24 protein-coding genes and 4 pseudogenes are annotated in these 24,382 nt (G+C 61.2%); 16 read left to right on the forward strand and 12 right to left on the reverse strand.

Annotation, left to right across the window (positions count from 1 at the left end):
* Positions 1 to 9 precede the first annotated feature (9 nt).
* The gene (locus AC0IY0_RS23615; protein WP_471765750.1) at positions 10 to 1,827 is read right to left on the reverse strand and encodes an adenylate/guanylate cyclase domain-containing protein; all 1,818 of its coding nucleotides are present in this window, start codon (positions 1,825 to 1,827) and stop codon (positions 10 to 12) included.
* 1,448 nt (positions 1,828 to 3,275) lie between these two features.
* The gene (locus AC0IY0_RS23620) at positions 3,276 to 3,989 is read right to left on the reverse strand and encodes a Crp/Fnr family transcriptional regulator (protein ID WP_471765751.1); all 714 of its coding nucleotides are present in this window, start codon (positions 3,987 to 3,989) and stop codon (positions 3,276 to 3,278) included.
* Between the two features lie 516 nt (positions 3,990 to 4,505).
* Between AC0IY0_RS23620 and AC0IY0_RS23625 the strand changes: the two genes are divergently transcribed.
* Together AC0IY0_RS23625 and AC0IY0_RS23630 are read left to right on the forward strand one after the other, a co-directional pair.
* Positions 4,506 to 5,216, forward strand: coding sequence for a helix-turn-helix transcriptional regulator (locus tag AC0IY0_RS23625; RefSeq protein ID WP_471765752.1), 711 nt, complete (start codon positions 4,506 to 4,508; stop codon positions 5,214 to 5,216).
* A gap of 102 nt (positions 5,217 to 5,318) precedes the next feature.
* A pseudogene (locus AC0IY0_RS23630) lies at positions 5,319 to 5,672 on the forward strand (integrase core domain-containing protein); the annotation flags it as partial.
* Positions 5,673 to 6,031: 359 nt separating this feature from the next.
* On the opposite strand, the gene AC0IY0_RS23635 reads toward AC0IY0_RS23630, so the two are convergent.
* Positions 6,032 to 6,370, reverse strand: a complete 339-nt coding sequence (locus AC0IY0_RS23635; protein WP_471765753.1) for a hypothetical protein — start codon at positions 6,368 to 6,370, stop codon at positions 6,032 to 6,034.
* A 389-nt stretch (positions 6,371 to 6,759) separates the two neighbouring features.
* On the opposite strand from AC0IY0_RS23635, the pseudogene AC0IY0_RS23640 reads away from it, so the two are divergent.
* The 5 genes and pseudogenes from AC0IY0_RS23640 (at position 6,760) to AC0IY0_RS23660 (ending at position 10,569) form a co-directional block, all read left to right on the forward strand.
* Positions 6,760 to 7,355 (forward strand): annotated as a pseudogene (locus AC0IY0_RS23640) (zincin-like metallopeptidase domain-containing protein).
* Positions 7,356 to 7,498: 143 nt separating this feature from the next.
* Positions 7,499 to 7,657, forward strand: a pseudogene (locus tag AC0IY0_RS23645) (DUF6538 domain-containing protein); the annotation flags it as partial.
* Between the two features lie 240 nt (positions 7,658 to 7,897).
* Positions 7,898 to 8,821, forward strand: coding sequence for a tyrosine-type recombinase/integrase (locus tag AC0IY0_RS23650; protein WP_471765816.1), 924 nt, complete (start codon positions 7,898 to 7,900; stop codon positions 8,819 to 8,821).
* Between the two features lie 629 nt (positions 8,822 to 9,450).
* A complete protein-coding gene (locus tag AC0IY0_RS23655) occupies positions 9,451 to 9,936 on the forward strand; it encodes a PilZ domain-containing protein (RefSeq protein WP_471765818.1) in 486 nt (161 codons plus the stop codon).
* Positions 9,937 to 9,972: 36 nt separating this feature from the next.
* Positions 9,973 to 10,569 carry a PilZ domain-containing protein gene (locus tag AC0IY0_RS23660; protein WP_471765820.1) on the forward strand — a complete coding sequence of 199 codons (597 nt, stop codon included), beginning with the start codon at positions 9,973 to 9,975 and terminating at the stop codon, positions 10,567 to 10,569.
* A gap of 267 nt (positions 10,570 to 10,836) precedes the next feature.
* Here AC0IY0_RS23660 and AC0IY0_RS23665 read toward each other — a convergent pair.
* Positions 10,837 to 10,995: pseudogene (locus AC0IY0_RS23665) on the reverse strand (DUF6538 domain-containing protein); the annotation flags it as partial.
* A 461-nt stretch (positions 10,996 to 11,456) separates the two neighbouring features.
* On the opposite strand from AC0IY0_RS23665, the gene AC0IY0_RS23670 reads away from it, so the two are divergent.
* Both AC0IY0_RS23670 and AC0IY0_RS23675 read left to right on the forward strand, forming a co-directional pair.
* Positions 11,457 to 11,957 (forward strand): hypothetical protein, encoded by a 501-nt coding sequence (locus tag AC0IY0_RS23670; protein ID WP_471765754.1) that lies wholly within the window; start codon positions 11,457 to 11,459, stop codon positions 11,955 to 11,957.
* Complete coding sequence (locus AC0IY0_RS23675; protein ID WP_471765755.1) at positions 11,957 to 14,131, forward strand: hypothetical protein; 2,175 nt, start codon at positions 11,957 to 11,959, stop codon at positions 14,129 to 14,131. Before AC0IY0_RS23670 ends, AC0IY0_RS23675 begins: the two co-directional genes overlap by 1 nt.
* A 52-nt stretch (positions 14,132 to 14,183) precedes the next feature.
* Here AC0IY0_RS23675 and AC0IY0_RS23680 read toward each other — a convergent pair whose 3' ends face one another.
* Entirely contained in the window at positions 14,184 to 14,810 is a 627-nt protein-coding gene (locus AC0IY0_RS23680) for a recombinase family protein (RefSeq protein WP_471765756.1), read from the reverse strand.
* 301 nt (positions 14,811 to 15,111) lie between these two features.
* Positions 15,112 to 15,708 (reverse strand): hypothetical protein, encoded by a 597-nt coding sequence (locus AC0IY0_RS23685; RefSeq protein ID WP_471765757.1) that lies wholly within the window; start codon positions 15,706 to 15,708, stop codon positions 15,112 to 15,114.
* 296 nt (positions 15,709 to 16,004) lie between these two features.
* Between AC0IY0_RS23685 and AC0IY0_RS23690 the strand changes: the two genes are divergently transcribed.
* Positions 16,005 to 16,754 carry a hypothetical protein gene (locus AC0IY0_RS23690; protein ID WP_471765758.1) on the forward strand — a complete coding sequence of 250 codons (750 nt, stop codon included), beginning with the start codon at positions 16,005 to 16,007 and terminating at the stop codon, positions 16,752 to 16,754.
* A gap of 853 nt (positions 16,755 to 17,607) precedes the next feature.
* Entirely contained in the window at positions 17,608 to 17,829 is a 222-nt protein-coding gene (locus tag AC0IY0_RS23695) for a hypothetical protein (RefSeq protein WP_471765759.1), read from the forward strand.
* Positions 17,830 to 17,835: 6 nt separating this feature from the next.
* On the opposite strand, the gene AC0IY0_RS23700 is transcribed toward AC0IY0_RS23695, so the two are convergent.
* The gene (locus AC0IY0_RS23700) at positions 17,836 to 18,231 is read right to left on the reverse strand and encodes a heme utilization protein (RefSeq protein WP_471765760.1); all 396 of its coding nucleotides are present in this window, start codon (positions 18,229 to 18,231) and stop codon (positions 17,836 to 17,838) included.
* A 349-nt stretch (positions 18,232 to 18,580) separates the two neighbouring features.
* Here AC0IY0_RS23700 and AC0IY0_RS23705 point away from each other — a divergent pair, with 349 nt between their 5' ends.
* Together AC0IY0_RS23705 and AC0IY0_RS23710 are read left to right on the forward strand one after the other, a co-directional pair.
* Entirely contained in the window at positions 18,581 to 18,814 is a 234-nt protein-coding gene (locus tag AC0IY0_RS23705; RefSeq protein WP_471765761.1) for a hypothetical protein, read from the forward strand.
* Positions 18,815 to 19,120: 306 nt separating this feature from the next.
* Positions 19,121 to 19,381 (forward strand): hypothetical protein, encoded by a 261-nt coding sequence (locus tag AC0IY0_RS23710; protein WP_471765763.1) that lies wholly within the window; start codon positions 19,121 to 19,123, stop codon positions 19,379 to 19,381.
* Between the two features lie 66 nt (positions 19,382 to 19,447).
* Here the strand turns inward: AC0IY0_RS23710 and AC0IY0_RS23715 are convergent, their stop codons facing one another.
* The gene (locus AC0IY0_RS23715; protein WP_147939612.1) at positions 19,448 to 20,017 is read right to left on the reverse strand and encodes a fasciclin domain-containing protein; all 570 of its coding nucleotides are present in this window, start codon (positions 20,015 to 20,017) and stop codon (positions 19,448 to 19,450) included.
* A gap of 707 nt (positions 20,018 to 20,724) precedes the next feature.
* On the opposite strand from AC0IY0_RS23715, the gene AC0IY0_RS23720 reads away from it, so the two are divergent.
* Positions 20,725 to 20,868 (forward strand): hypothetical protein, encoded by a 144-nt coding sequence (locus AC0IY0_RS23720; RefSeq protein WP_471765765.1) that lies wholly within the window; start codon positions 20,725 to 20,727, stop codon positions 20,866 to 20,868.
* Between the two features lie 99 nt (positions 20,869 to 20,967).
* Here the strand turns inward: AC0IY0_RS23720 and AC0IY0_RS23725 are convergent, their stop codons facing one another.
* Positions 20,968 to 21,438 (reverse strand): Ros/MucR family transcriptional regulator, encoded by a 471-nt coding sequence (locus tag AC0IY0_RS23725; protein ID WP_471765766.1) that lies wholly within the window; start codon positions 21,436 to 21,438, stop codon positions 20,968 to 20,970.
* Between the two features lie 161 nt (positions 21,439 to 21,599).
* The gene (locus AC0IY0_RS23730) at positions 21,600 to 22,220 is read right to left on the reverse strand and encodes a PAS domain-containing protein (RefSeq protein WP_471765768.1); all 621 of its coding nucleotides are present in this window, start codon (positions 22,218 to 22,220) and stop codon (positions 21,600 to 21,602) included.
* Between the two features lie 315 nt (positions 22,221 to 22,535).
* On the opposite strand from AC0IY0_RS23730, the gene AC0IY0_RS23735 reads away from it, so the two are divergent.
* A complete protein-coding gene (locus AC0IY0_RS23735; RefSeq protein ID WP_471765769.1) occupies positions 22,536 to 22,712 on the forward strand; it encodes a hypothetical protein in 177 nt (58 codons plus the stop codon).
* Between the two features lie 106 nt (positions 22,713 to 22,818).
* On the opposite strand, the gene AC0IY0_RS23740 is transcribed toward AC0IY0_RS23735, so the two are convergent.
* The gene (locus AC0IY0_RS23740) at positions 22,819 to 23,367 is read right to left on the reverse strand and encodes a PAS domain-containing protein (RefSeq protein WP_447671799.1); all 549 of its coding nucleotides are present in this window, start codon (positions 23,365 to 23,367) and stop codon (positions 22,819 to 22,821) included.
* Between the two features lie 137 nt (positions 23,368 to 23,504).
* On the opposite strand from AC0IY0_RS23740, the gene AC0IY0_RS23745 reads away from it, so the two are divergent.
* A complete protein-coding gene (locus AC0IY0_RS23745) occupies positions 23,505 to 23,804 on the forward strand; it encodes a hypothetical protein (RefSeq protein ID WP_471765770.1) in 300 nt (99 codons plus the stop codon).
* A gap of 132 nt (positions 23,805 to 23,936) precedes the next feature.
* Here the strand turns inward: AC0IY0_RS23745 and AC0IY0_RS23750 are convergent, their stop codons facing one another.
* Complete coding sequence (locus AC0IY0_RS23750) at positions 23,937 to 24,158, reverse strand: hypothetical protein (protein WP_471765771.1); 222 nt, start codon at positions 24,156 to 24,158, stop codon at positions 23,937 to 23,939.
* Positions 24,159 to 24,382 lie beyond the last annotated feature (224 nt).

The raw sequence follows: 24,382 nt of genomic DNA on the forward strand, positions 1-24,382 counted from the left end.
GCTACACGCTCAATCAGGAATTCCAGCCTCGATCAGTTGATTTGCAAACAGCTCGCGGACCTGGCCACGCAATGGAGTTCGGCTGCGAAAGAGCGCAACTCGGTATTCAGGAATCAACTCGAGGAGCTGACGGGCGACCATGCCGGCTTCCGCGCGACGGCCTGCTGCGACGAGGCCTGCGATCAGGCACCTAAGATTGGAGGCGTTGTTTGCGCCCTTGGCTGCAGATGCGTGAGCCCAGGCGATCGACTCTTCATGGCGGCCGGCCAAATAGTAAGCCTGTGATAAATAGTGTTCTAACCAAAAAGCATCGATGCCCAATGGCGATAATCGAACGGCATGTTCTCCGTGTTCGATGGCGCGGGAAGTTTCGCCGATGTAGCCGAGAGTGAGGCCACTATAGGCCCAGGCCCAAGCGCAACTGGGACCGGCTGCCAGGGCACGCTTCAAATACTCATTTGCACTATCATAGTCCCGCAATAGGTAGGACCGTAGATGTCCGTAAATTGCCAGGCCGACCGCATCGCTTGGATCGCGCTCGATCGCCATCTGCGCCGCATGGGAGGCGGCCAGGCGGTCGGCATCCTCGTCCTCGGACCAGCCCTGGCCGATCCAGCGCATGCCGAGCGATGCCAGGTGGGAATAGGCCGGCGCGTAGGCTGCATCGCAGACTGACGCCTGTTCGAGCAATCTCCTGGCCTCGATGAAAGACGTTCGCTCCAGTCTGTGAATGAGACTGAGTGCCTGGAGCGTCAGGTCATAGGCCGTGAGGCTGTCGGGTCGCTTGCGGTGTGCGCGCGCAAGTTCGTGGGATCGCAAGTGTGGCGCGACGATCGACGCGACCCGCAACGCGATCGCGTCCTGCATTTCGAAGACACTGCCGAGCGTCCCGTCAAAACGATCTGCCCAGATCACGCCGCCGTGGTTTGCCAGTTCCACCGTGAGGCGCAAGGCATCCCCGTGGTGTCGCAGGCTGCCGTGCAAAACATAGTCCGCATCGAGTTCATGAAAAGCGCGGCGCAGATCGACCGGGACGAGCTTGAACCCCGCGGTGGAGCTCCGCGAGATGACCAGGAGATCCTTGAGTCCGCTCAGCGCGCGGATGATGTCGTCGATCATGCCTTCCGCAAAGTACGTGTCCAATCTGCTCCTGTGGAGCGCCCGAAACGGAAGCACAGCCAGCACGGGCCTGTAATCGCGACGATCGTCGCCGGACGACCGGTTCCATCGCGGTGGCGGCGTCTGCACATCCGCTCCTGTCGGGACGGTCTTGGCGCGAGCGGCATACAGCATGACGGGCTCGCGGATGTTTTTCAGCCGACGCACGCCGACGCACGCGAAGGCCGACGGTAAGCGTTGGCTGACCTGATCGTAGACGGTCGCCGAGATCAAAATTCCGCCGGGATCCGCAAGTGGCTCCAGACGTGCTGCAATGTTTACTGCAGTTCCCCCGATCTGGTCTCCCTTGACCATGATTTCACCGGCATGGATACCGACCCTAAACAGGAGTCGCCGCTCGGCCGAAACCGCGGCCGTTCGGCGCTGGCAGTTGGTTTGAAAGCGCAACGCGCAGGTCACGGCCTCAACGGCGCTGGAAAACTCCGCAATCACTCCGTCGCCCGCGATGCCGAAGACTTGGCCACCCGATCGCGCGATATCGCGGCAAAGCCTGCGGATCTCCGTGCATACGCGGCGGTGGGTGTCCTCTTCAGCGCTCCCCATCAGGGTGCTGTAGCCAACGATGTCTGCCGTGAGGATCGCGGCCAGCCGGCGCTGGATCTTCTCCTTGCCGACCGGAGTGACGCTAATCGCAGGGAGAGGCGACAATGTCTTGCCCTCGCGACAGCCAGGCTAGATCCGAGATCACGGGCATGCGTTGGCGTTCCATTTAACTGATGGCCGCATAAAGAGTCATCAATCCGAATGCGACAAAAACCGATAAAATACGTCACGTTCCGACGATGCCATCTGCGCCGATCCAAATTCAACGCACGCCGATTTCATCGCTTAGATTGTATCGCTGTATTTCGAGTTGTGCATAACAATGGTCACGTTCGCGGCAGCACGCTGGAACCTATATCGGTGGTCGTGATTCGAACAACGTATTTTTTGAATGCTCGGTGCATTCGGTGCCTCCTCCTCCCGAGAACGATCTCGACCTTGCTCGGTCGCCAGCCGGTGAGGGGGCGCCGAGCGGCGGGCCGCTCCGTAGCTTCGGGTTGCGCTTCGTTCTGCAGATCTGTCGATCCGCACTCCGGACTCTCTCTTCCACGCCATTGTCGAGCGCCTTCGGCCCGGGCCTTTGGGGCAGGCGGGAAGCGCCCGCAGACGCCAGCCCGGCGCGTGCGCATCAGGTATCCAAGGGCTGATCGGCGCAGGATGCCGTCGATCCCGCACCGGGCGGATGCATCCGCCATCGTGGCGTGCGTTTCAGAAAGATTTTTTACCCCGGCGTACGTCGATCAACCGACGCGACTACGACATGTGAGCCGGATCCCGCGCCGTGGCGGGCGTCCCCAACGGAAGCCGCTGTTTCGCGAGCGCCGATCGCGCCGGTTGGCTGCCCTGATCGGGCCAGCACCGATCACTGCATGTCGCGGTCCATCATTGCCGGAACGTGTTCGCCGTTAGGCGTCAAGTCTTTAAACCGCACACGCCCAAGACCTAAATCATTATATTCAGATAATTTCAATAACGATGTCGTTTATATTGTCAATATTATATGAAACGCAGCGTAAACGGATACAATATATAAAGTCAGGCGTCAAGTGCTGATAATTGAGACCATAGTTGAATCATATTTAATCAAACCACATCAGTAAGCGGATGGCGAACGCATCGCGGCCGCTAACTTATTATTAGTTATTCTCAATCGGTGGGCTGCGTCCCGGCACTGTGACTGGATCGGCGCTTGTCCGGGCGGCTGCACCACGGTTCATCGCTAGCTGGACACGCTACGTCGCCCCGCATCAAGCCAACATCCTCGAGTTCGCGGTCCGTGAAATGAACTAACACGCGGCGACTGCTCAGGATCCGCTGCCGCATCTCCAACAGTTCCAATAGATAGCGCACCATCGCGGGACTCCACAGCACGTGTAAAGCACACGCTAGCGGATCCTCTAAGTCGCGGGTGTGCGATGCCTCACAGAGAAAAATCACAGAAGTTGTGATATCGCAGTAAATATTAAAAAACTAAAATATAAAAAACCATGTTTATTTGGGCCGGACGGATAAAATTCGGACATCCAAACTGATATTAAGCCGCCAGTTCGATATTAAAAGATTTCTAGAAAACCGGATGCAATTTTTTGCAAGGCTTTACGATCAAAGACCGTGCAGGCACCCGGCGCCAACATGACATATCCTTTGCGTTGCCACGCTGAAAGATACCGGTTGATCCCCTCTCGGGAAAGACCGACCATGTGGCCAAGTTCGCGTTGCGTGGTCAGCACGCGACCGCCGTTACGGTCGGGGTCGCCGGCCAGCGTGAGCAGCGTTTTCGCCAAGCGCTGCTCGGCGCAGACGAAGGCATGATCCGACAATTGCTGGCTGGTCCTCCGCAGCCGTCCGCTCAAGATCGCAAGGAGCCGGATGGCCAGCATCGGGAAGTCGTTGACGAGGGGAAGGAGATCGCGTCGCTCCAACAACAGAAGGTAGCAGCGCGTCGCCGCGACCGCGTCGGCCGTCCGCGGCCCGTCGTCGAGTAGAGCAATCTCGCCGAAAACCTCGTTCGGGCCGATCAGATTCATGATTAGCTCGGACCGGCCCTCCGGGCACGGTGTCGAAATTCGAACGTGACCGCTCACGACGGCGAGCAGTCCATGACTCTCATCGCCCCGGCAAAAGATGCGCTGCCCGCAGCGAAACGTGAGGGGCTGCGCGCGCACGGCGAGGCGCTCGGTGACGGTTTGCGGCGCGTCCCGAAATAGCTCGTGCTGGGTCAGCACGCGTCGCTTATCGAACGCCGCGGCGGCTTTGTCGGACGGCACGCGTCAGGCTCCTTCCCCGGTTCGGGGCGGACGAGGCGCAGGTCTGCCGAAGAGCCCGAAAACCGACGGCGTAGTGCATGGAGATCTGTCGTTTCGCCCCGAACCAATCATACTGGACTGTATCCACGGCATGCCGATGACCGATCGCAAATCAGAGATATCGCTAAATCGCAGCAGTACAATATAGCTAGATATGAAAGCGGTACAAGACCCCCATACCTGCTCGCCCGGCGCAGCCGGCCGTGTCGAACGTCAATAAAAATTGAATCCCGCGGCGGGCGGGTGATGTCACCGCCGGCCGAAGGGGCGCGTTGCGGTCTCAGCGATCGCGCCGCGACCTGACATCAGGATCCGGCAACAGCAGGCGCGCTGCGATCGATGGTCCTCGCCGTCGCAGTCGTCCTGTTCTTCCGCGTGGTGCGGGAGTGACGAACCTCACACCCTTCCGCCTCCGACGGATTGCACTGTGTCCGCTCTCAAGAGGTCGTTTCACCTGAACCGGACGAGGGATCGCTCATGTTGGCTGCCGCAGACCCGACCCCGTTGATGCCGGGCGTCCCGCCGGCACCCCTCCGCGACACGAGGGGAGGCGGCTCAAACCGGTCGGACGGCGCTGATGGACCGCAACGCTCCAGGGTCGATCCGACGGGCGTCGCCGCCGCGCTTCAGGCTTTCGTCGAGCATTTCGAGGAAGGAGTAGCGGTCCTCGCCACCTGCGGCCGCGTGCTGTTCCTAAATTGCGCCGCCCGCGCCATGGTTCTCGGTGTTCCGTTGCGGCTTGTGGATGGTCATCTCCGCGCCGGGGCGCCGAACGATACCGCGGCCCTTCGCAGGATGGTCTCGGGTTGCGCGGTGACGGGCAGCGGTTCGATCCGTCTCGTGAGCGAGGACAGGACATTGCTGATCGCTGCGAGCGCGCTGGCCCCGACACCCTATGAGACTGCCGAGCCAGCCGTGCTCCTGCGCCTGATCGATCCCGCTACCATCCGGCTGCCCGGGAAAGACATGCTGCAGGTGCAATTCGGTCTCACGCCCGCCGAGGCTGCATTCGCCCTAGAAATGCTGGCCGGGAACGATCTGGTGGCGAGCGCGAGCCACCGCGGGATCACGTTGCATACTGCACGCGTCCATCTGCGCCGCATCTTCGAGAAGACGGAGACACGTCGGCAGGCGGCGATGGTACGTCTGCTCCTGCTCTGCCCCCGACTTGTCACGCGGCAGGCTTGAAGCGAGCGCTGACCGGACGGTTGACGCGGTTCACGAGCGAGGCAGGCTTCGTCCGGCCGTCGACATCGAACGCCGTCGGGATTAACTTCCTGGAAGCCGCGCGAACTCAGGGTAACCAAGCCGCGTCACTCCTGGACCAACAGTCAGGTCGAGCGAATGAACCGCTCGATCAAGGACGCGACGGTCAAGCGCTACCACTACGACAACCACGCACAACTCTGCGTTCACCTGGCTAACTTCGTTGACGCCTACAACTTTGTCCGCGGCCTTAAGACCTTGCCTGGGCTCACCCCCTATTAAGCTATCTGTAAAGCATGGTCCGCCGAGCCCGGCCGCTTCAGGTCAAACCCACTCCACCAAATGCCGGGACCAAACAAATCGTTGATTTGCTTGCCCTCTGCCGTCCTGTACCACCGCGCCCGATCCTGTAGCTCAATAAGTTGCCTCGCTGGATGATTGCCGAACCCTCATGTTGCTTGACCTCTTGCTAACATAGCGCGCAGTCCTGCTCTTCAGCGGATCTGTCGCTGGCATGTCTGACCGCAAGCATCCTCTGCGGGTGGGGCGGCCCACCCGCTTCGAGATGGGGGGCTAAAGTCTGCTTTCCAACCAAAGCCGATGTTATTGGGCGGCTGGCCAGTGGCCGCTTTCGAGAAGGGCCGATAGCTATTCGCGTGAGCGTGATAGGTTGGTGCAGGTCCGTCCGCTTTTCCGGCTGGCCCTCCCCGGAGCGGTCATTCTGCTATCGGCCACCTTCGGTCATTCTGGTTCGCTCAGACCTCCAGCAAGCGGATCTTCTGAAGATCAGTTGAGGGTCACACCACGACGTCGTATGCGGCGAGTTCGGGCAGCATCGCCTCAACGACAAAATCGACGAACGCCGCCGGCACGTCGAGGTAGAACTCGCGATCGGAATAGGCACCGACGTGAGCTGGCAACCCTCTCGCGGTAAACCACTGAGCCAATCGATTGAGTTTGGTTTCCGGGGTTTCGCTGAGGAACGAGATCTGCGAGCGCTCCCGGTCATCATCTCGGTGCCCAGTGTCGCTACGGCTGAGCTGCAGGTCGACGTTGGCTCCGGGCTGGCGCAACCACACAGCCCGTTCGGTCCGCCGCAGCTCCACAAAACCTAGCTGCCCGACGAACATGTCCATGACAGTCTGGAAATGATCCGGGTTCACCCGGTTGGCGACATGGTTAAATCGCACGATTCCGCTCCATCGCGCCGCCACAAACAGCGATAGTCCCGCCCCTACATGGCACACGCAACGTGCTCATCTCGTGCAAGGTCCTGAGGGAACAACAAGCAAGCGAGATCTTCGCTGGATCGTGTGCGTTGTGGCCGCTGTCCTACCGCGACCTGCCCCTCGATGCTGTTGGAGAGACGAGCACAGACGAGGCGGATGCGCCCCGCTTCGTCGCGCGCGCCTCCACCGTGTTCAACGCCGCCCAGGTCGACGGCGCTCCCGAGCCGCCCGCGCTCCCCGCCATACCGATCGGCCCCATCCCAGTCTTCGATCGGTTCGTCGCCGCCACCAGCGCGGTGATCCGCACGGGTGCCCTGGCCTGCTACCTTCCCACCCACGACGAGATCCGCCTGCCTGAGCGCGCGGCCTTCCGCTCGGCCGCGCGTTACTGCGGCACGCTCACCCACGAACTCGTGCATTGGACTGGGGCGCCCCACCGCCTCGATCGGCACGTCACTACCCGCTTCGCCCCCGCGTCTACGCCGCAGAGGAACCGGTGGCCGAACTCGGCGGCGCCTTCGTCCTCGCCGGACTTGGCCTCGCCCCCGAGCCACACCCGAACCATGCCGTATACATAGCCGGCTGGCTGTCGCTCGTGCGCGATGACCCGATCCCATGGCTGCTTGCGCAGTTCGAGGCGCTGACGGCTGCCCACGAGCGGGCGCTCGCCCGGACCGACCGGTTGGAGGCGGCCTTATCGTCCGCCTTGACTGGCCCCGGCTGCCTCTGCCCACGTTGCCAAGCGCGCCTCCACTATTCGCAATCTGGGAGCAGGATGGATCAATCCGGGTGTCGTGAAGACCGGCCACACCGGCCTGAATTACCGCCGGCGCTTGTTGTAGACGGGTGTCCACGGAGGTGGTACACAAAAGGTATTGAGGGCATCCACTAAGTCATTGTTTTCTGTGATCTAACGGCGCTCCGGGGACATTCCCTCCGTCTCCGCCATTTAGCCCTAAGTTATTGTAAAATCAGGGTTTTTCTCGCTTCGTCCGACCAGCTTTGGTGACACAGTGTCACCGTAGCCTTGAGGGGATGAGGCCAGCGGTGCGGCGCGCCGACCATCTGCAATGCCGCCGTGGGCGCTGGTCTGTGCGACTCAGGGTGCCCGCCCACCTCGTCGCCCTGGTCGGACAAACCCACCTCGTCCGGTCTCTCGACACGAGCAATGAGGCTGTTGCGCGAGAGCGACGCTGGATCGCCCTGGCACTGCTCTGGGAATGGATCGGCGAGCAGACCGTTTCGGACGGTTGGGAGCCCGCCTGGGCGGCTGGTCTGACCGCTTCAGGACGGCCCCGTGACGACGGGCGAGAGTGCCCCGACCCTACTCCTCATCTTCTTCCCAAAAGGCGATCCAGAGAGGGTAGCCAGGGTCATGCTCCCCCAGTGGGCTCATCGCGCCAAACCACGATCCTTACGACGATGGAGCGATGGTTGAAGGAGATCGAAGGGGTCCAGACCAAGCAGTCTCGGATGCAGCACACTCTTGCCGTCCGGGAGTTTGCACAAACTCAGCCGTCAAATTATGTCGTCCACCGGGTGGATCGACGCGTCGCAGGTGAGTTCGTGAGCGGCGTGCTCCTGCGGAGTGGGGCGTCTCAGGCCACGGTCAATCGAAAGATCGCGTCGCTCTCATCGATGTGGCAGTGGCTCATCAAGCGTGGCTTTGTCAGCGACAATCCGTGGCAGGGCCAAGGTAGCTTCGCGAATAGCTCTAAACAGGAACCAGCAAAGCGCGCCTACAGCGCTGATGAGCTTACCGTGTTGCTCGCTGCCGACCCGGCCGCGATCATGGGCCAACGGTACGGAACGGTGCTGTTCGACCTCATGAGGATGGGCTTGCTGACTGGCTGCCGCATCAGCGAGCTTTGCCAGCTAAGAGTTTCCGATGTGATGGTTGAGGAACGGGCGTTCCGCATCTCGCATGGGAAAACAGAGAATGCCCGACGCATCATGCCAGTGCATGCGTTGGCTTGGCCCGTCATGGAGCGTCGATTGGCAAGCTCATCCGATGGCTGGGTGTTTTCCGGCCTGACACCCGCAGGCCCAGACGGGAAGCGAAGCTGGATCGTAGTGAAGCGATTTGCGACCTTCCGCCAGAAGGTGCTTGGACCAAGCAAGCAGGTCGATTTTCATAGCTTCAGACGGTGCTTCGCGACCTACCTCGAACGGGCCTCCACCCACACCACAGCAGTCAATAGTAGCGTTATCGCTGAGCTTATGGGGCATGCCAAACCGACGCTCGCTCTTGCCGTTTATTCATCAGGGCTCGTGCCAGAGCAACTCCGCGCCGCTATCGACGCTATTGATCACGTCATCGAAACTCAAGTGGCCAAGCATCTCGTAGCTAAATCCTGACGCTTCGCGACTGCCTGAAAGGTCGGTAACGTGCCTTCTATTGCCTCTTCGGCTGTCGAGGCCATCGCACACCGCAAAGATTGTAGCAATACTTCGTGACCCTCGGTTTCGCGCACGCCCACGAACCAGCCCGTCATGTTGACATAGTCCCCCCACTGGTCGTCAGCGCCAATATCACTTCGTCCGAGCGGATTCGTGAGTCGCTTTTCAGGACATCCATTATCCCTCCAGATCGAGTTCGGCGTCACCGATGCCGACGAAGCAGAAGCGAGCCACCTCGTATACCAGTACGGATCTACTATGTACTATAGTCGATATTAACATAGATCATCTATGGAATATTGAATTCAAATTAAGCGTCCGCTTTGTAATTTACCTCCAATTAATTTTTTGACTTCAGATTATACCTTGGGTTGCGAACGCAGATACCGCGCACGCTACGTGTCGCTGCGCAGCCCCAAGATCGGATGACATGGCGCTCAGCGATGCCCAGCATGACCATGAGGAAGGTACGACCCGAATGGAAAGCCCGCGCTCCTTCGGCAGATACACAACCACCGCCAGAATGTGAGCCGATTAACGGGCGGGTCCTCCTCGCTAACGGCGATGAGTTGTCTTGCACGGTGCTGATGCACTTGCCGTTGCAGGGCGAAGTCCGGGTGCAGGCCAAAGCCACACCCGGCGAGATCGTGATTTGCGCCCTCGACAACGTCGGCATCCTCGTCGGTAGGATCACCGCTACCTCAATCTCCAGCTTCAGCGCGACCTTCATGATCAAGGAGGGCCGACGCGAGAAGATCGCCACACGCCTGAAGTGGCATGAAGCCGAGCGCAAACTGGCTTCTCAGTTGCATCGAGCACCCCGGATCGTGCCGCTCCACCGCAGCGTCGAGGTACGACTCGGGGAGCAGATGGTTCTGGTTGGTACGATCCTCGACATCTCGCTGTCCGGGGCAGCCATCAACTTGGACGCGGCCCAGCAACCGTTCGTCGGTGCTCGTGTTCGTGTCGGTCGGCGTTTCGCGACCGTCATGCGCCTCATCGAGACCGGCATCGCCGTCCAGTTCCTCGAACCGTTCCCGCCGCACCTGTTCGATGAACGCGTCCGCCCATGACCTCGCAAATGCGACGGCGCTTGACCGGGACGCTTGATGATGGATGAGGAAGCAGCCGTAGACGGAGTCCAACCGAGCGCTTCTACCATGCCTGTAGCAGGTCGGATCTTGATTGCTGCGGGAGAGGAACGGCCGTGTCTTGTCAGCATTACGTTGCCGAACGAGGCCCTGGTCACGACCACTGCGACCGGCCGTGCTGGTGCAGAGGCGATTTGTTATCTCGACGGCATCGGCGCTCTGTCAGGTCGAATCGAGACGGTGGCCGCCACAGGCTTCAAGTTGCGCCTTGACCTGAGCGACAGCCGCAGGAAACGCGTAGCGGCACGGATCGCATGGCTTGATGAGCAGGGCGACCAGACATTCGAGCAGCGTAAGGACCCACGCCTGATACCGCACCATCGCGCCGTCGCGGTTCGGTTATTAGACGGACCCACCTGCGATGCGTCGATCCTCGATCTGTCGCGAACTGGTGCCAAGATTCAACCGACTGCCCCGGTCTCGTTCGGTACGGGTGCACTCGTTGTCGTCGGCAAGCGCTACGCGACCGTCGTGCGCATCGATGGCAACTCGTTCGCCGTTCGCTTTTTGTTGCCGCTGAATGATGCAACCTTCAACCCGAGCGTCGTCCTCTGAGCCGGTATAGGCTTCGATCTCCTTCAACCATCGCTCCATCGTCGTAAGGATCGTGGTTTGGCGCGATGAGCCCACTGGGGGAGCATGACCCTGGCTACCCTCTCTGGATCGCCTTTTGGGAAGAAGATGAGGAGTAGGGTCGGGGCACTCTCGCCCGTCGTCACGGGGCCGTCCTGAAGCGGTCAGACCAGCCGCCCAGGCGGGCTCCCAACCGTCCGAAACGGTCTGCTCGCCGATCCATTCCCAGAGCAGTGCCAGGGCGATCCAGCGTCGCTCTCGCGCAACAGCCTCATTGCTCGTGTCGAGAGACCGGACGAGGTGGGTTTGTCCGACCAGGGCGACGAGGTGGGCGGGCACCCTGAGTCGCACAGACCAGCGCCCACGGCGGCATTGCAGATGGTCGGCGCGCCGCACCGCTGGCCTCATCCCCTCAAGGCTACGGTGACACTGTGTCACCAAAGCTGGTCGGACGAAGCGAGAAAAACCCTGATTTTACAATAACTTAGGGCTAAATGGCGGAGACGGAGGGATGAGCCGCCAGCGGCCAATTCCTCTTCTGCACCAATGATCTCGCTTCCCCCCTGCTTGGGTAGCACTGTGCTGGCGCCCGTCAAGCTTCGTCTCTGCGCGGCGGCCTTTGTTTGTCGGGCAGGCGTCGTAGAGCAGGTCGGGAGGTCGATTAAATTGACTCCGGACCGGTCGGCCTGGGATAAGTACTCCCAGAGCGCGTTTGGCGTTCAGGCCCCTGGCGGGGGACGGCGTAAGCCTGCGACGATAAATACATAGACCGAGCAATACTCTGTTCGGCGCGCTGTCGCAGGCGTTCGCAATCCCATGACCCGCGAGGTGCCGCCACCCCTCGCGGGTTTTCATTTAAGGGATTGCACGTGACCATCTATTACTTCGACGCGCTGGCGGGCGCGGGTAAGACGCGGGCGTTGGCCCGGCATGCCGACCGCCTTGCCCGGCGTGGCCGCAAGGCCCTCATCGTCCAGCCGACGATGCACCTCATCGACAAGACGCTCTCCGACGAGCTTCTGTCGCTCAACCCGGCCTATCCCTGCCGCGCTATCCACAGCGGCACGGTGCTCCGCGGCGCCTCGGCGGTTGGGGCGATCGTGGCCCACTTCCAGGATGCCGAACCGAGCCAGGGTGAGGTCCTGCTCATCAGCCACGCCGCGCTGATGCGGGTCCCCTACCTGCATCGGAAGGCCGACTGGCACCTCATCATGGACGAGGTCCCGCAGGTGGACGTGTTCGAGGATCTGCCGCTGCCGGATACGGGGCACCTGATCCTGCCTCACCTGGACTTCCTGCCTGAGGGGCCGGTCTACGGTCGCCTCGACCCGTTCATCGCGGGTCGGGCCATGATCGAGGAGGTCGCCTGATGAGCCTCGATAAGATCGCCCGCAACCAGAACGGCGACGCGGTCTACGCCGTCCTCGGACCGCTCGCTCACCGGATCGCGTCCGAGGACTGGACGGTCTACGCCAAGCAGACTGAGTTCGAGCGCCTGCGCCGCGGTCAGAAGACCACCGCCTCCCTCATCACGTACTCGTTGCTCAAGCCCTCGATCGTGCAGGGCTTCGCCTCGGCCACGATCGCCTCGGCCTGCATGATGGAGACGACCCTGTTCCGGTTGTGGTCGGCCCAGGGCGTCGAGATGCAGCCGGTGAGTGAGGCCCTGCGCAAGGACCTGCGCTACACCAAGCACGAGAACGGGGATCGCATCACCATCTACTACGCCAGCCACGAGGCGTGGTCGAAGCGCTTCCGGGACCGTGCTGTGAAGGATGCGTCGGGCGTGGAGACGCGGATCCTGGAGAAGATCCGGCAGGCCATCGCCTCCCTGATCGGGGCCGAGCCCTTCGTGTGGATGGGCAACAAGGACCTGGACGACGGCTTCTTTGGTCTGCCGAAGGCCGAGCGCTTGCCCAACACCCCGCACGGGCTGAACTCGTACCAGGGCTACCACAACGTCGCGGTGCTCTCGGCCCTCAACCCGCCGCCCGCGCACTTCCACTTCATGACCGGCCAGGGGGTCTCGGGCGAAGAGTTGCGCACCGGTGGCTACCGGACGGCGGTCTATCAGGCGGTGATGCGCTGCTCGATCCGCAACCCGGACGATGCCACGCCCAAGAAGGTCGTGGTCATGGATCGGGACACGGCCGAGTGGTTGGCTGACCTGTTCCCCGGCGCCGCGGTGTTGCCGCTGCCGGGCCTCGGCGCGCTGCCGAGCAAGGGTAAGGCCGGGCGCCCGCGCCAGCACGCCGACAACGCGGCCAAGAACAGGGCGCACCGGGCCGAGCAGAAAAGCAGGCACCTCGCGCAACTCGACCTGATCAACGGGACCTCGTTCATCTGTGCGAGCTACCCGCTCCTTGCCGAGCAGGTCCGGGGTGAGATGCGTGAGTTCGTGCGTGACGATATCCCTTCTAAGGGAGGGGATTACGTCACGTCGTTGCCTGCGGCTTCGGCCATGACGTGCGGTACTGCCTACCTGTCGAAGTACGACTCGATGCCGTTCGAGCACTTCGTCCACTACGACGACGACGGCTTCGTCACGGAACTGCGCGACCTGCACACCCGGCGGGTGCTCAAGGACGAGTCGGGCCTGTTCTCCCCGGCCCACTTCGATCCGTCGAAGGCGGCCGACAAGGGCCGCGGGCTGGACAACATCACCCACCTGCGCGGCATCTGGCTCGACAACGACGGCGGCGACCTGACCCACGCCGCCTTCGCCGACCTGTTCCCGTACCTGCGCATCGTGGTCTGGAACACGGCCTCGTCCACGGCGGCGGCGCCGCGCTGGCGCGCGTTCGTGCCGACGAGCTACGCCTACTCGCTCGACGTGATGGCGCTGATCATGGGGCAGATCGAGAAGGTGCTGAACAACGCCGGGTATTGGGGCAAGCGCCAGATCGAGAAGCAGGCCAAGCGCTCGGGGGCCAAGGCCCGGCTCTGCCACGGCTTCGACGAGGGCAAGTTCAACGGTGCCGCGCTGTTCTACCTGCCCGTCCAGGCTCAGGATCCGAAGGACTCGTTCTTCATCGACTACGGCGAGGGCAACCCGGCGCGCGGCCCGCTCGACCTGCACGACTGGATCGAGCACTGCATCCTCGACCTTCGCCCGGAGCCCGAGCCGGTCCGGCCGGAGAACGTTGTGGCTCTGCCGGTGCCTGCGATCGTCTCCGCGCAGGTGCCCAAGCCGGTCACCGAGAAGCGTCAGGTCAGCGCCAAGCTCCAGGCCGTGCGCGATGCCATGGCGGCTCGGGACGCGCATCTCGGTGCCGACCGTCGCGCGACCCTGATCGAGAAGGCGGTCCAGGACTGGCGGATGACCCCGCGCGGCTCCGGGCACGCTGCCTTCTTCCGGCTGGCTGCGGCTCTCAACCGGGCCGGTCTCGACGTGGGCGAGATCCAGAACAGGCTTTGGGAAGAGGCTGCCTACGGCAACTCGCCTCGGAAGCGCAGGGCCGAGATCAAGGACATCCTCAAGAGCCTGAGCCGTTGCGGAACCCTGGCGAACGGATCCACCCGGTCGAACTACTGGTGGAACTGATCCTGGTGGGCTGAAGGTCGGCAACGATCCAGGGCTGATCTCCTGACTGTCATCACGCCGCGGCGGTGATCGTCTCCCGATCCTGGGAGGCGATCATTGCCGCGTGCATGCGCTGCACGGTCGAGGCTCCGACGCTGGTCCGGCGCGCCGTCTCCCGGATCCCGATCCCAGCCACCAGCAGCGCGCGGATCGCCTCGGCCTTGTCCGGATCCAACGGCGGCCGACCGAGCCTCGTGCCCTTGGCCTTAGTTCGTTCGAGTCCGGCCATGACGCGCGAGCGGATCAGCGACCGCTCGAACTCAGCGAACACCCCGAGCATCTGGAACATCATCCGCCCGCCCGGCGTGCTCGTGTCCAGAGCCTGCTGGTGCAGGAAGAGATCGACGCCGCGTCCCTGAAGCTCGCCCAGTAGGTTGAGTAGGTCCGGCAGGGACCGGCCGAGTCGATCGACGCTCCAGGCCGCGACGAGATCGACCTCGCACCGGGTTACCGCCTTGAGTAGCGCGTCCAGCCCTGGCCTGCGATCCCGGCCCTTAGACCCGGAGATGCCATCGTCGCTGAAGATCGCCGTGACGTTCCAGCCCGACCGAGCGGCGACCTCGTGCAGCACGCGGGTCTGGTTCTCCGTCGTTTGGCCATCGGCGGTCGAGACCCGAACGTAAAAGGCGACCCGCTTCATCCTCTCCAGATTCTCACGGATCCGCCTACCGTCAAGCCCGCACTGATCCGCCCCGTCCCGGAACCAGATGATTGCGGAACAGGCCGATTTGGGCAGTCGGACAGAGGGAAAACGAGGGCCGAACCCAAGGAGGTTTTAGGGACAGAGGGACGCGATGGTAGAGAGGGTGAACAAGCCCGATCTGGACCAGATAGGGTAACCGAGGCGGGGCGGCAGAAGCTTAGAAAGTCCGATCGTTCAACCGTTGAACCAAAGAGCCTGACGGCTGCTTGCCTTCGTCGAATCAGAGGCACGCAATTGACTATCTGAGCCACCGCAGTCGGAAAAATATTTCGGTCTGCTTGTTGGGCAAATCGACGATAACCATTCCGTTAGGCTTCCCCACGTTCGTCAAAGAGTACAATTCACCTCCTACTTCTTTGACCCATGTTCTCATATCATCGATCATAGAGGCCGCAGGTGCAAGCGGGAAGGCGACGACGTGCGGTCCAAGGACTACTTTTTTTCTAGCCAAAGACCTTTTGCCTGTGGCTACTTCTTGCGGAGTAAAAGCTTTCAAATCAATCAGCGGCGGCCTTTCTGCCTGTTCTAAAGCCAGCCTATGCAGAAATTCACCTCCCGTTTCCGCCGGGTACATTCCATTTTTTTCGCCAGTTAATATGTTCAGAACACTTGTCATCACTCTCTGGCCGTCTTGGCTAAGGAAGTAGAGCTTTCGCGATCCATGACGGGGGTCTACCACGTCTTCGATCAGCCCAAGCCCGTCTCGTCCGTTTCTATCTTCAAAACTGAGCGCCTGAACGGCACGTTGTGCACTCGTGGTGCGCATCCCGACCGCACGTTCGATCGCTGATAATGGCTGTCCGCCTTGCTCGGCCACGAACAAGAAGATCTGCACCCAACTCGCCGAGAGGTCGGGAACGCCGGTCTCCTCTCGAAGCACGTCGTTGGCCCGACGAAAGATGGCAATCCAATCTCTCGGATCCTTCCGTTCACACGCACCCACCCAAAATTCCTCATTTCGCAAATGGCTAACAAAATCGCCTGTTGACGTAGCCTGCGATGGAAGCTAGATCAAGGTTAACGCTTCCCGGCAGATGCCGCTTCAAGCAGACCAACCCCATCATAGTACCGCATCAGCACCTAAACCTAAGAAAGGTCAGGTCACGCGGTCTGCTGGATAGGACTCTTACTATGTCAGAAGAATTTGACGAAGGCACAGGCGTGGATCGCGTGCGGTTTGAGCATCTAGTGCAAGAGGCTGAGCGGTTGGGCTCGAATTTGCTGAGGATGCAAACAAGTCAGCCAAGTGAGAAGAACGATTGTGTTAAGAATTTAATCGAGGCGATCTATTCACTTCACCTAACAATTTTTCATCACGAACAAATATACGCTTCTTTCCTTCAGGATCGACACGTCAAGAGAAGCAAGAGTGAAAACCCTTATCATTCGACAGTTAGGGCTGTAATGGAGCGCTTAGGTTCTAGAAAGGTACGTTCCCTTTGTACGCATTACGCCCAGGCTTGTTTAGTGCTCGAACGCGAGAACGTTTCAATAGGAACTGTCGCGCAATGGTTGAACGAGCCACTAAGAACTGAAAGGGGCGGGCGAGGACTGACGGGAATTGGAAAAACCAAGCATCTGTGGAGCTTGACACCCGAAGGTCAGGCCCAGCGTGAGGGGAAGCAGGCTGACAAGCGCGAAAGGGCCGAAAAATATGTTGCGAACACGATTGAATCTTGTGACGGTCAAATTGACGAGCATCATATTGCTGCCGATGAAACTCAGGTAGTTGAGGGCGCAAAGGGGATCGCACTAGTGGAGTTTTCAGACGGTGCAGTTAACGTACTAAATTTGCTTACAACAGATAGTTTGAAGGCGGCGGAAGCGATCCGGGTATGCATAAGCCGCAGCCCCGGAACGAGCGGTATACGAGCAAGCTGACGAAAATACGTTCCGCTTGATAGAAATTGCCATGTCGCGCGCCGCATGCGATCTGACAATCGGCAGGTGAATCGACCGATAGCCGCATTGAGGATGGATAGCATCTTCAATGCGGCTCGGATGGTAGCGGCGATAGTATTCGATTCAGGTAGGATCGGCCGGGAAGCCTGCATGGCCGGTAGGGTTCGACGCTGATCTAATCCACGTGGCGCCATTCACGGGCGATAGGTCGGACGGCACACAGACGGTTTACCGCTACGTGCAAACCTGCGGAACAGGCCCCCGCGCCGAGCATTTAGCGAACTGCCATGCTTTGGTCCTGCCTGATCCTTGTCGCCGAACAGGCGTTCGTACCTGCGCAGTGGGAGCGAGCCTCAGCGCGGAAGGAAGCTTTCCACGAAGCGCTCTGGCTCGGCTTCGTCGGCGCCATGGTAGGCGCCGGGGCGCTCGTCTTCCTGACTGGAACGATTGAGGTCAGCGGCATAACTCACTGCGCGAATTGGCACCGGAAGCATGCCTCGACGCAACGCGCTGATGGTCTGCTACCGCCCCTGTCCCCCGAACGCCACGGCAATCTGCCGATCAAGCGCCATGCTGCCGCTCCCGGTGGAACAGCTAGGATGTAGAACTATGACAAGTGCCAGTCCGTCGAATCTCGGGCTGGACCGCCTGGCATCCCGATCTGGGACCCCTTCAAGCGTAGCCGTTCTGTATCCGATAACCGTCCTCGACCACTGTGAACCTTGGGCCGCGTTGCGTACCCGGACCCATCGCCGTGAGGAACGGCACGACGCCCCGCCAGCCCTGAGACGATGGGCGGCGGGGCAGCGCTATGGATGCTTTTGTGACTGCTATGCTCTCCCGCTCCGATGCGCTGCCGCATGATCCGCTCTTTCAAGCAGGGCGGCAGGTTGCCGAGGCGGAAGAGCGGCGCGAGCAGCAGATGCGCATCCTGTCAGGTCTCGCCCAAGGCTCGCCTGCGCGTACCTATGCCGAGCACGTCCTGAGCGAGATCGAACGGACCATCGTCCTCAGCCGCATGCATCAGGAGCTAATCGAGAGCCTCCTGGCGTGATCGGCTCTATCCAGCCCGCTTGGCGCTCCAACTGCCGCTACACTCGATCAGCCCACCAGACGTGCGCCACGTACCGCTACCGCTGCCGCTGCCCCTCGTGCTGAGGCTCCCAGCAATCGGCACCTTGTTCGCCCCCTTGGTGATCGTGGCCTTCACCGTGCCTCCGGCAGATACACCGCCAGCGATGTCGATCTCGTCGCCGGGGATCGACGCGTCGCTGTCCCTGATCTGTACCTGATAGCTCGTGCTGGCTGAGCATGGCCCCTGGGCCGTCGCGGCAATAATCGTCCACGAGCCGTCGTACTGGTTCGGTATCTTCACTTTCCTTACAGCGGCATCAGCCGGACAGAGAAGGCCCGCTGAGATGGCGATCGCGAGGATCGGCACGGAAATACGGGTCATCGATTGCTTCAAATTTTGCTTCACCATCAACCTCTATGATTGGTCACATTCACGGTCATACGAATGTAGCCGCTCAACGGTTTCGGCTGTCATCGAATTTAATACTCTTACGTGATCAGGCTTGTGGGTAAGCTTGAGCGCCTCTCATCATGAAGCCCCCGACGCAGACCCAATCGTATCTGATCATACGATAGAAATTCATCGCTTTACCGGTTCGAGCGGTGAAACTCTGGCGCGATCACGATCGTAGAGGACTTCTGACGCCATGCTTCGGCGTCGTGCCGGGACGTGCGGTTCCCCAGCCTTCCTGGCTCTGAGCCGACGTACCCGCCGAACTCAGGAGATCATGATGAGGAAGACGACCTTCGCTCTCGCTGCTGCAACCCTGCTCGGCAGCTTCACCCTCAGTGTCGGCACCGTGTCGGCGGCTCCAGTTCCGGTAAGCGGTCTTCAGACCGGCCAGTCGGATGTCACGCAGGTCCGTATGATGCACGGCGACCACATGATGATGAAGAAGCGCATGATGCATAAGCGGATGATGCACCGCCGCATGATGCGCAAGCGGATGATGCATCGCATGTGAGAGGCTCACTGCCAGCATCGGGAGGGCTCCGGTGGAGCCCTCTGACCCTCTGTCGTTCCGCCCGATTACGAGGCTGACGCCTTGTCCCACTCCTACAGGCTCGCGGTGATGCCCTGCCCTGTGTACCGGGGCTGCTACCGCTGGATCGTGTCGTCCTCTGACGGCCTCTTCTCCGAGCGATCGGCTTATCCCTACGCGACCAGGGGCTCCGCCCTGATCGTGGGCCGGATCCGGATGGCAGATCTCAGGGGCGATCAAATTTGATGGGAGACCGGGGATCTCTGCATACCCGATGGAGGAGGTCCGGTGATCGAAGACGGAAGCGGCCTCAGTTTAGAAGCCAGCGTCGATCCTGACCTACGCGCCGCCGAATACGTGCTCGGCAGCCTCGACGTTTGGGACCGCGCAGAGGTGGCGCGTCAAGCTACAGTCGATGCGCGAATGGCCGACCGGATACGGGTCTGGGAGCGGTGGTTGGCACCCTTACTCGACGCGATCCCCCCGGTGGAGCCACGCTGGAATTTACACGCGGCGCTGTTGAGAGCGCTGCCTGGGCGCTCCGAGTGACAGCCTGCGGGAAGCGACCTGAGTAGCAAAGAGGGCGGCGCGATAAATGCCGCGCCGCCGTCGCGATCAGGGCATCAGCACGGCGTTGACGACGTGGATCACGCCGTTCGACTGCATCACGTTCGGGATGGTCACCACGGCGGTGCCGCCCTTCACGTCGGTGATCAGGACCTTCTTGCCCTGCACAGCCACGGCGAGCGGCTCGCCCTCGACCGTGGTGAGTTGGTTCTGTCCACTGCCCTTCTTGGCCAGCGCCATCAGATCCTTGGCGGTGTAGACGCCCGAAACCACGTGGTAGGTCAGGATCTTGGTCAGCGTCGCCTTGTTCTGCGGCTGGACGAGGTTCTCGACGGTGCCCGCCGGTAGCTTAGCGAAGGCAGCGTTCGTGGGTGCGAACACCGTGAACGGGCCGGGACCGCTCAGCGTCTCGACGAGACCCGCAGCTTTAACGGCAGCGACCAGCGTGGTGTGGTCCTTGGAGTTGACCGCGTTCTCGACGATGGTCTTGCTGGCGTACATCGGCGCACCGCCGACCATCGGGTTCTTGGCGTAGGCTGCACCGGTCGCACCCAGGCCGAGGGCGAGGGTCAGGGCGAACGTCCGGGCCGCGCGGCGGCCTGTGCTGGTGTTGAACATCATAGTTCCTTCCGTTCCCCCGTCGCTGGGGGCAATGATGGCTCATACGGAGCCATCTGCGGAAAGGTTTCGGATCGTAGGCTCTCCGACCTGATCACTGATCGGTGAGCGTGAGCCCGTCAGCGCTGCCGGGACGAGCTTGATCCGTCTCACGGCCCCCGACTTGTTAACGGCAGACGCCCGATCCCTCGGGCCACGGCGATGATGCTTGCGACTACGAGGGCCACAGCGGCCCTCAACAGTTTGATGCGCACCAACGTCAGACCCAGCCCCTTCATCACTGACCGGCCCGCAGCAGCTTTGCCGCTTCATCGGCGGTGAGCAGGTCGGACTCTGTCACACCAATCGTAGCTCCCCCGGCTTGAGCCGGATGCGCTTCACCAAGGCGCGCGACAGGCTTCCGACGACCTCCGGCTTCGATGCGGGCGGAGCGACTAAAGCCACAGCTTCCAACGCCTCTTCCGATGTCCCAGCCAACATCGCATACACACAGACCGCTTCGCACTCCTGCGACACGGCTACGAGATAGGCATGGCGCTTCGGCGAATGCGACATCAATCCGGCGTACGAGCCTCAGGCTCGCGCGTCACTGAGGAATGCGCCTGGGACACAGGTATCCGCATCACAGTCCCGCCGCGATCGGCGCGCCTCCTGAAGACAATGGCGGGGGCGGTCCGCCGAGTATCACGCCGCCAGGAGTACCCCGCATGAGGAACACTCTGCTGGCCCTGTTGGCCGTTATCGCCGTCATGACCGCCCACGCCGTCTACCGGTTGCTGCGGCTGCCCTTCCGGCTCCTACGGGGCCTATTCCGACACAGTGCCGAGCCAGCGCGGGTCACGGTGCGCTAACCAGATCCCGGCACCTTATCGGGACGCAGGTGAGATAGACGACCTCCCCCGTCAGCCCGTGATCAGATCGGGCGACGGGGCCGAGCCGTCCCCGCGGCTTCAGGATCTGGCGGCCTTGTGGCGGCCCTTCGAAGCGGCTTCAGCCATAGCGCCTGGGCGGCCGAGGCCGACGGCCCTGGCGAGAGCGGAGCGCTGCGCGGCGTAGCTCGGGGCCACCATCGGGTAGTCAGCGGGCAGGCCGTAGCGGTCGCGATAGCTGCGCGGGTCGAGCCCGTGGCTGCTCAGGTGGCGCTTGAGTGTCTTGTAGCTTTTACCGTCGATGAAGCTGACGATGCCGTCGTCCCGGACTGACTTGCGGATCTGAGCCGCGGTCGGCTTCTCGGCGTCGTCGGCCTTGGTGGTTGCGCTGGACCCAGCACCGGAGACCAACCCGATCACCGCACTGTGCACAGTCTGGATCAGCTTCGGAAGCTCAGATGAGGGAACTGGGTTGTTCGAGACATACGCGGCAACAAGTTCACCAGCGAGTTCGGCATAGTTTGGGCCACGCCCAACGTTTTCGTCCGCCACTTTAATCCCTGCTTACGTCTCGTCGCTCAAGCGAGCATACCGAGGATCGCAGGCACAACAGGATTTGCTCGACGAAATCAAGACCCCAGCGAGCGAGAGCACCGGGGTACATGTGCACATCTGCCGGGATATTGGCACCGCCGCCGATACGCAGCGTGCGCTCAGTTCATGGATTGCCGCCGCTCCTGAACCTCCTGCTGGGCCAGCCTACGTCCCAGCGTCAGCAGGAGCGCATCTACCTGGGCCTTCAGCGTTGGGTCCTGCAACTCGATGATCATTTGCTGCGCGACCATGACTATGTCCGCGGCACGCTCCAGGGACGGCATGAAGAGGTCGGGCACATCTGCCGTGGAGGTCAGCCTGCCCGTCCGCGATCGCGTGATGTCAACGATGATGCCGCGCCCGCGTACAGGGCGTCCTACCGGGTCGCGGATAATGTAGCCGCGGTCGAGCACCCACCGCATGACACCATCGGCCGAGAGCACTCGGTACTCTGCAACGAAGGGGCTGTCTTCGTCGATGCAGCGACGGATCAGGGCGTGGACGTGTTCACGATCGTCTCGATGGATGCCGTCGATGTATGCCGACAAAGGAAGTCCCACGCTGGCTTCCCCAGGGTCAACGTTGAACAGCAATGCCACGAACGTGTCAGCACGCACCAAGTCGGAAGGAATGTCCCAGTCCCAGGATCCAGCGACCTCGATGGTATCGAGTGCGCGCTGAAAGGCCGTTGGGCAGGTTTGACCGTCAATGAGCTTGAACTTCGGCACCACGACGCCCACGGTTGCTTCAAGGATCGATCCTGGTCACGAATAGGTCTTGACCTGCATCCCAGCCTAGAGAAACAGCACCGTATCGGCAACCGTAGCGTGTACCCACTACCCAGCCATCCCGAGGTTGGATAATGAATGCACCCAAGAGGCGCTTTATGCGCCCACGCGGAAGAACCGATGGGACAGAGGATACCGCCCCCGTTCGCACGCCTGGAGGACGAGGCGTCGGAAGACGTTGACGCTCGTGGCTCGCCGCCACTGGTCGCTTCGGGAACACGGCTGATCGTTGGGCGCATAGCCGAAGCTCTGGGAGTGTCCCCAGGGGTGCTGTACGAAGTGCCGACGCTGGAAGGCCCACCAAGAGCGCCAGACGCGGGCGTCACGGCCACGGATGCCCACCTCGACGGGGATTGCGCGGCGATGCTGAACGCCTACCGCCGTATTCGCGACCCGGAGATGCGGCGCCGCCTTTTAATCCTCGCCCTAGAGGCGGGCGAGTAGGCGCGAACCGCAGCGACGGCTTTTATTTTCACGTCGAACTAAGCGGTGGCGCTACCCCAACCCATGCTGTGGGCAATCTAGCACTGTGAAGTTCAGACGGTGTGGATCAGTTGCTCATACGCCGCGCGAGCGCCAAGCCAATCTCCCTAAGCGTCAGGTCCGAGAGTTGTCGCAGCCTCGGGTGACCGGTCGAGATAATCGCCGCGTGGGCCTGGAGGTAGTGGTCGGCCGCGACGATCAGCGGATCGTCCTCCGGTGGCTCGACCATGTCAGCGGGCAGGAACGGGTCGAGGTGGCTGTCCGTGGTATCGATGTAGGTGCCCCAGCCGTGCATCGCCCCCGTCTCGTCGGGCCTGAGGCAACCACGATTGAGGATCCAGCGGACATCACCGGTTCCGGTCAAAATGCGGTATTCGACCGAGATCGGTCCGCCAGCCTGACGCGCCTGTCGAATTCGCTCGAACACCCAACCGCGATCATCGGGGTGCGTGCGGCTGAGGGCGGTCTCCAGGGGGATGGGTCGGCCCGCGAGCCGCACATCTCCGGCGAGCAGCGCGGCAGCGCCCTCGTCGAGGATGGACAGGGCCGCTGGGACGTTCGTCTCCCAGGTGCCGACGATACCGGCGGCCTGGAGCGCTAAGTGATTTGCCGACATAAACGATTTGAACTCGCCGCGGATCGAAGAGCCGAAAAATCAACATCGATGAAACTGCCCTACTTGGGGCTGTCACCAATAGGTATATTATACTTATATCACCAAAACTCAGACTAGCGAAATTACAACTTCTCGTGATGATCTACCAGTTCGAAGTTGCGACGCTTCACATCGGAGATCTGCTAAGCCATGGAAGGCAGATGACCGACAATCGGGCGCACGCCACTCTGCGACGGATAGCAGACGCCCTCGGTATGGCGCCTACTGATTTCTTCGATCCAGGCACCTCGTGCTCGACTGGATCGGCGGCGCTCGCCGCACAAGAGGCAGCCGAATTGCTGGAGGCGTTCGCCCAGATCACGGATCCGACAATCCGCCGGGCGTGTCTGGACTTCGTTCGTGCAAAGAAACCGGGGCAACCCAACCGGCGCGCCTGAGGCTGCTAAGCACCATGTTGTCCCTGTTGGCCGTCATTGTCGTCATGGCCGCTCACGGCGTGGCCAAGCTGGTGCTACTGCCGTTCCAGGCACTGCGTGGCTTGTTCCGACACGGTGCCAAGCCAGTGCAGGTCACGCCGCCTTGCGCATAGACGTTTTCGAAGTGGGCGGCCGAACGCAGTCAGCCGCGGCCTGCCCAAGGCGGAAAAGCAAAATATCAATCATCAACGTCAATTCAGCTTCATCAATCTCGAAGATGGTTTCTCTTAGGCTCATCGCCTCCAATATCGCGCGATCCAACACCACTATTTTATCAGCCGCCATCACTTCAGGAACCGAACTATTGCCAGCCATCACTCTACCTCTAAACCTGACTTATGATGGGAAATGATGGTTAATAGATAGTTAATAAGCTCGCTCAAGAGTTGTATTAAATGCGCGACAACCATGATTGGTTGTTACCGCCCATCTACGAACCCGGATCTGTCCACCAGGGTGGGGACGAAGCGGCCCAACGGAAGATGAATTCAGTGACAAGGGTCGAGCAGACCGACCTCACGGAATTTTGAATACATTAT

Source organism: Methylobacterium sp. AC315 (assembly GCF_979253755.1).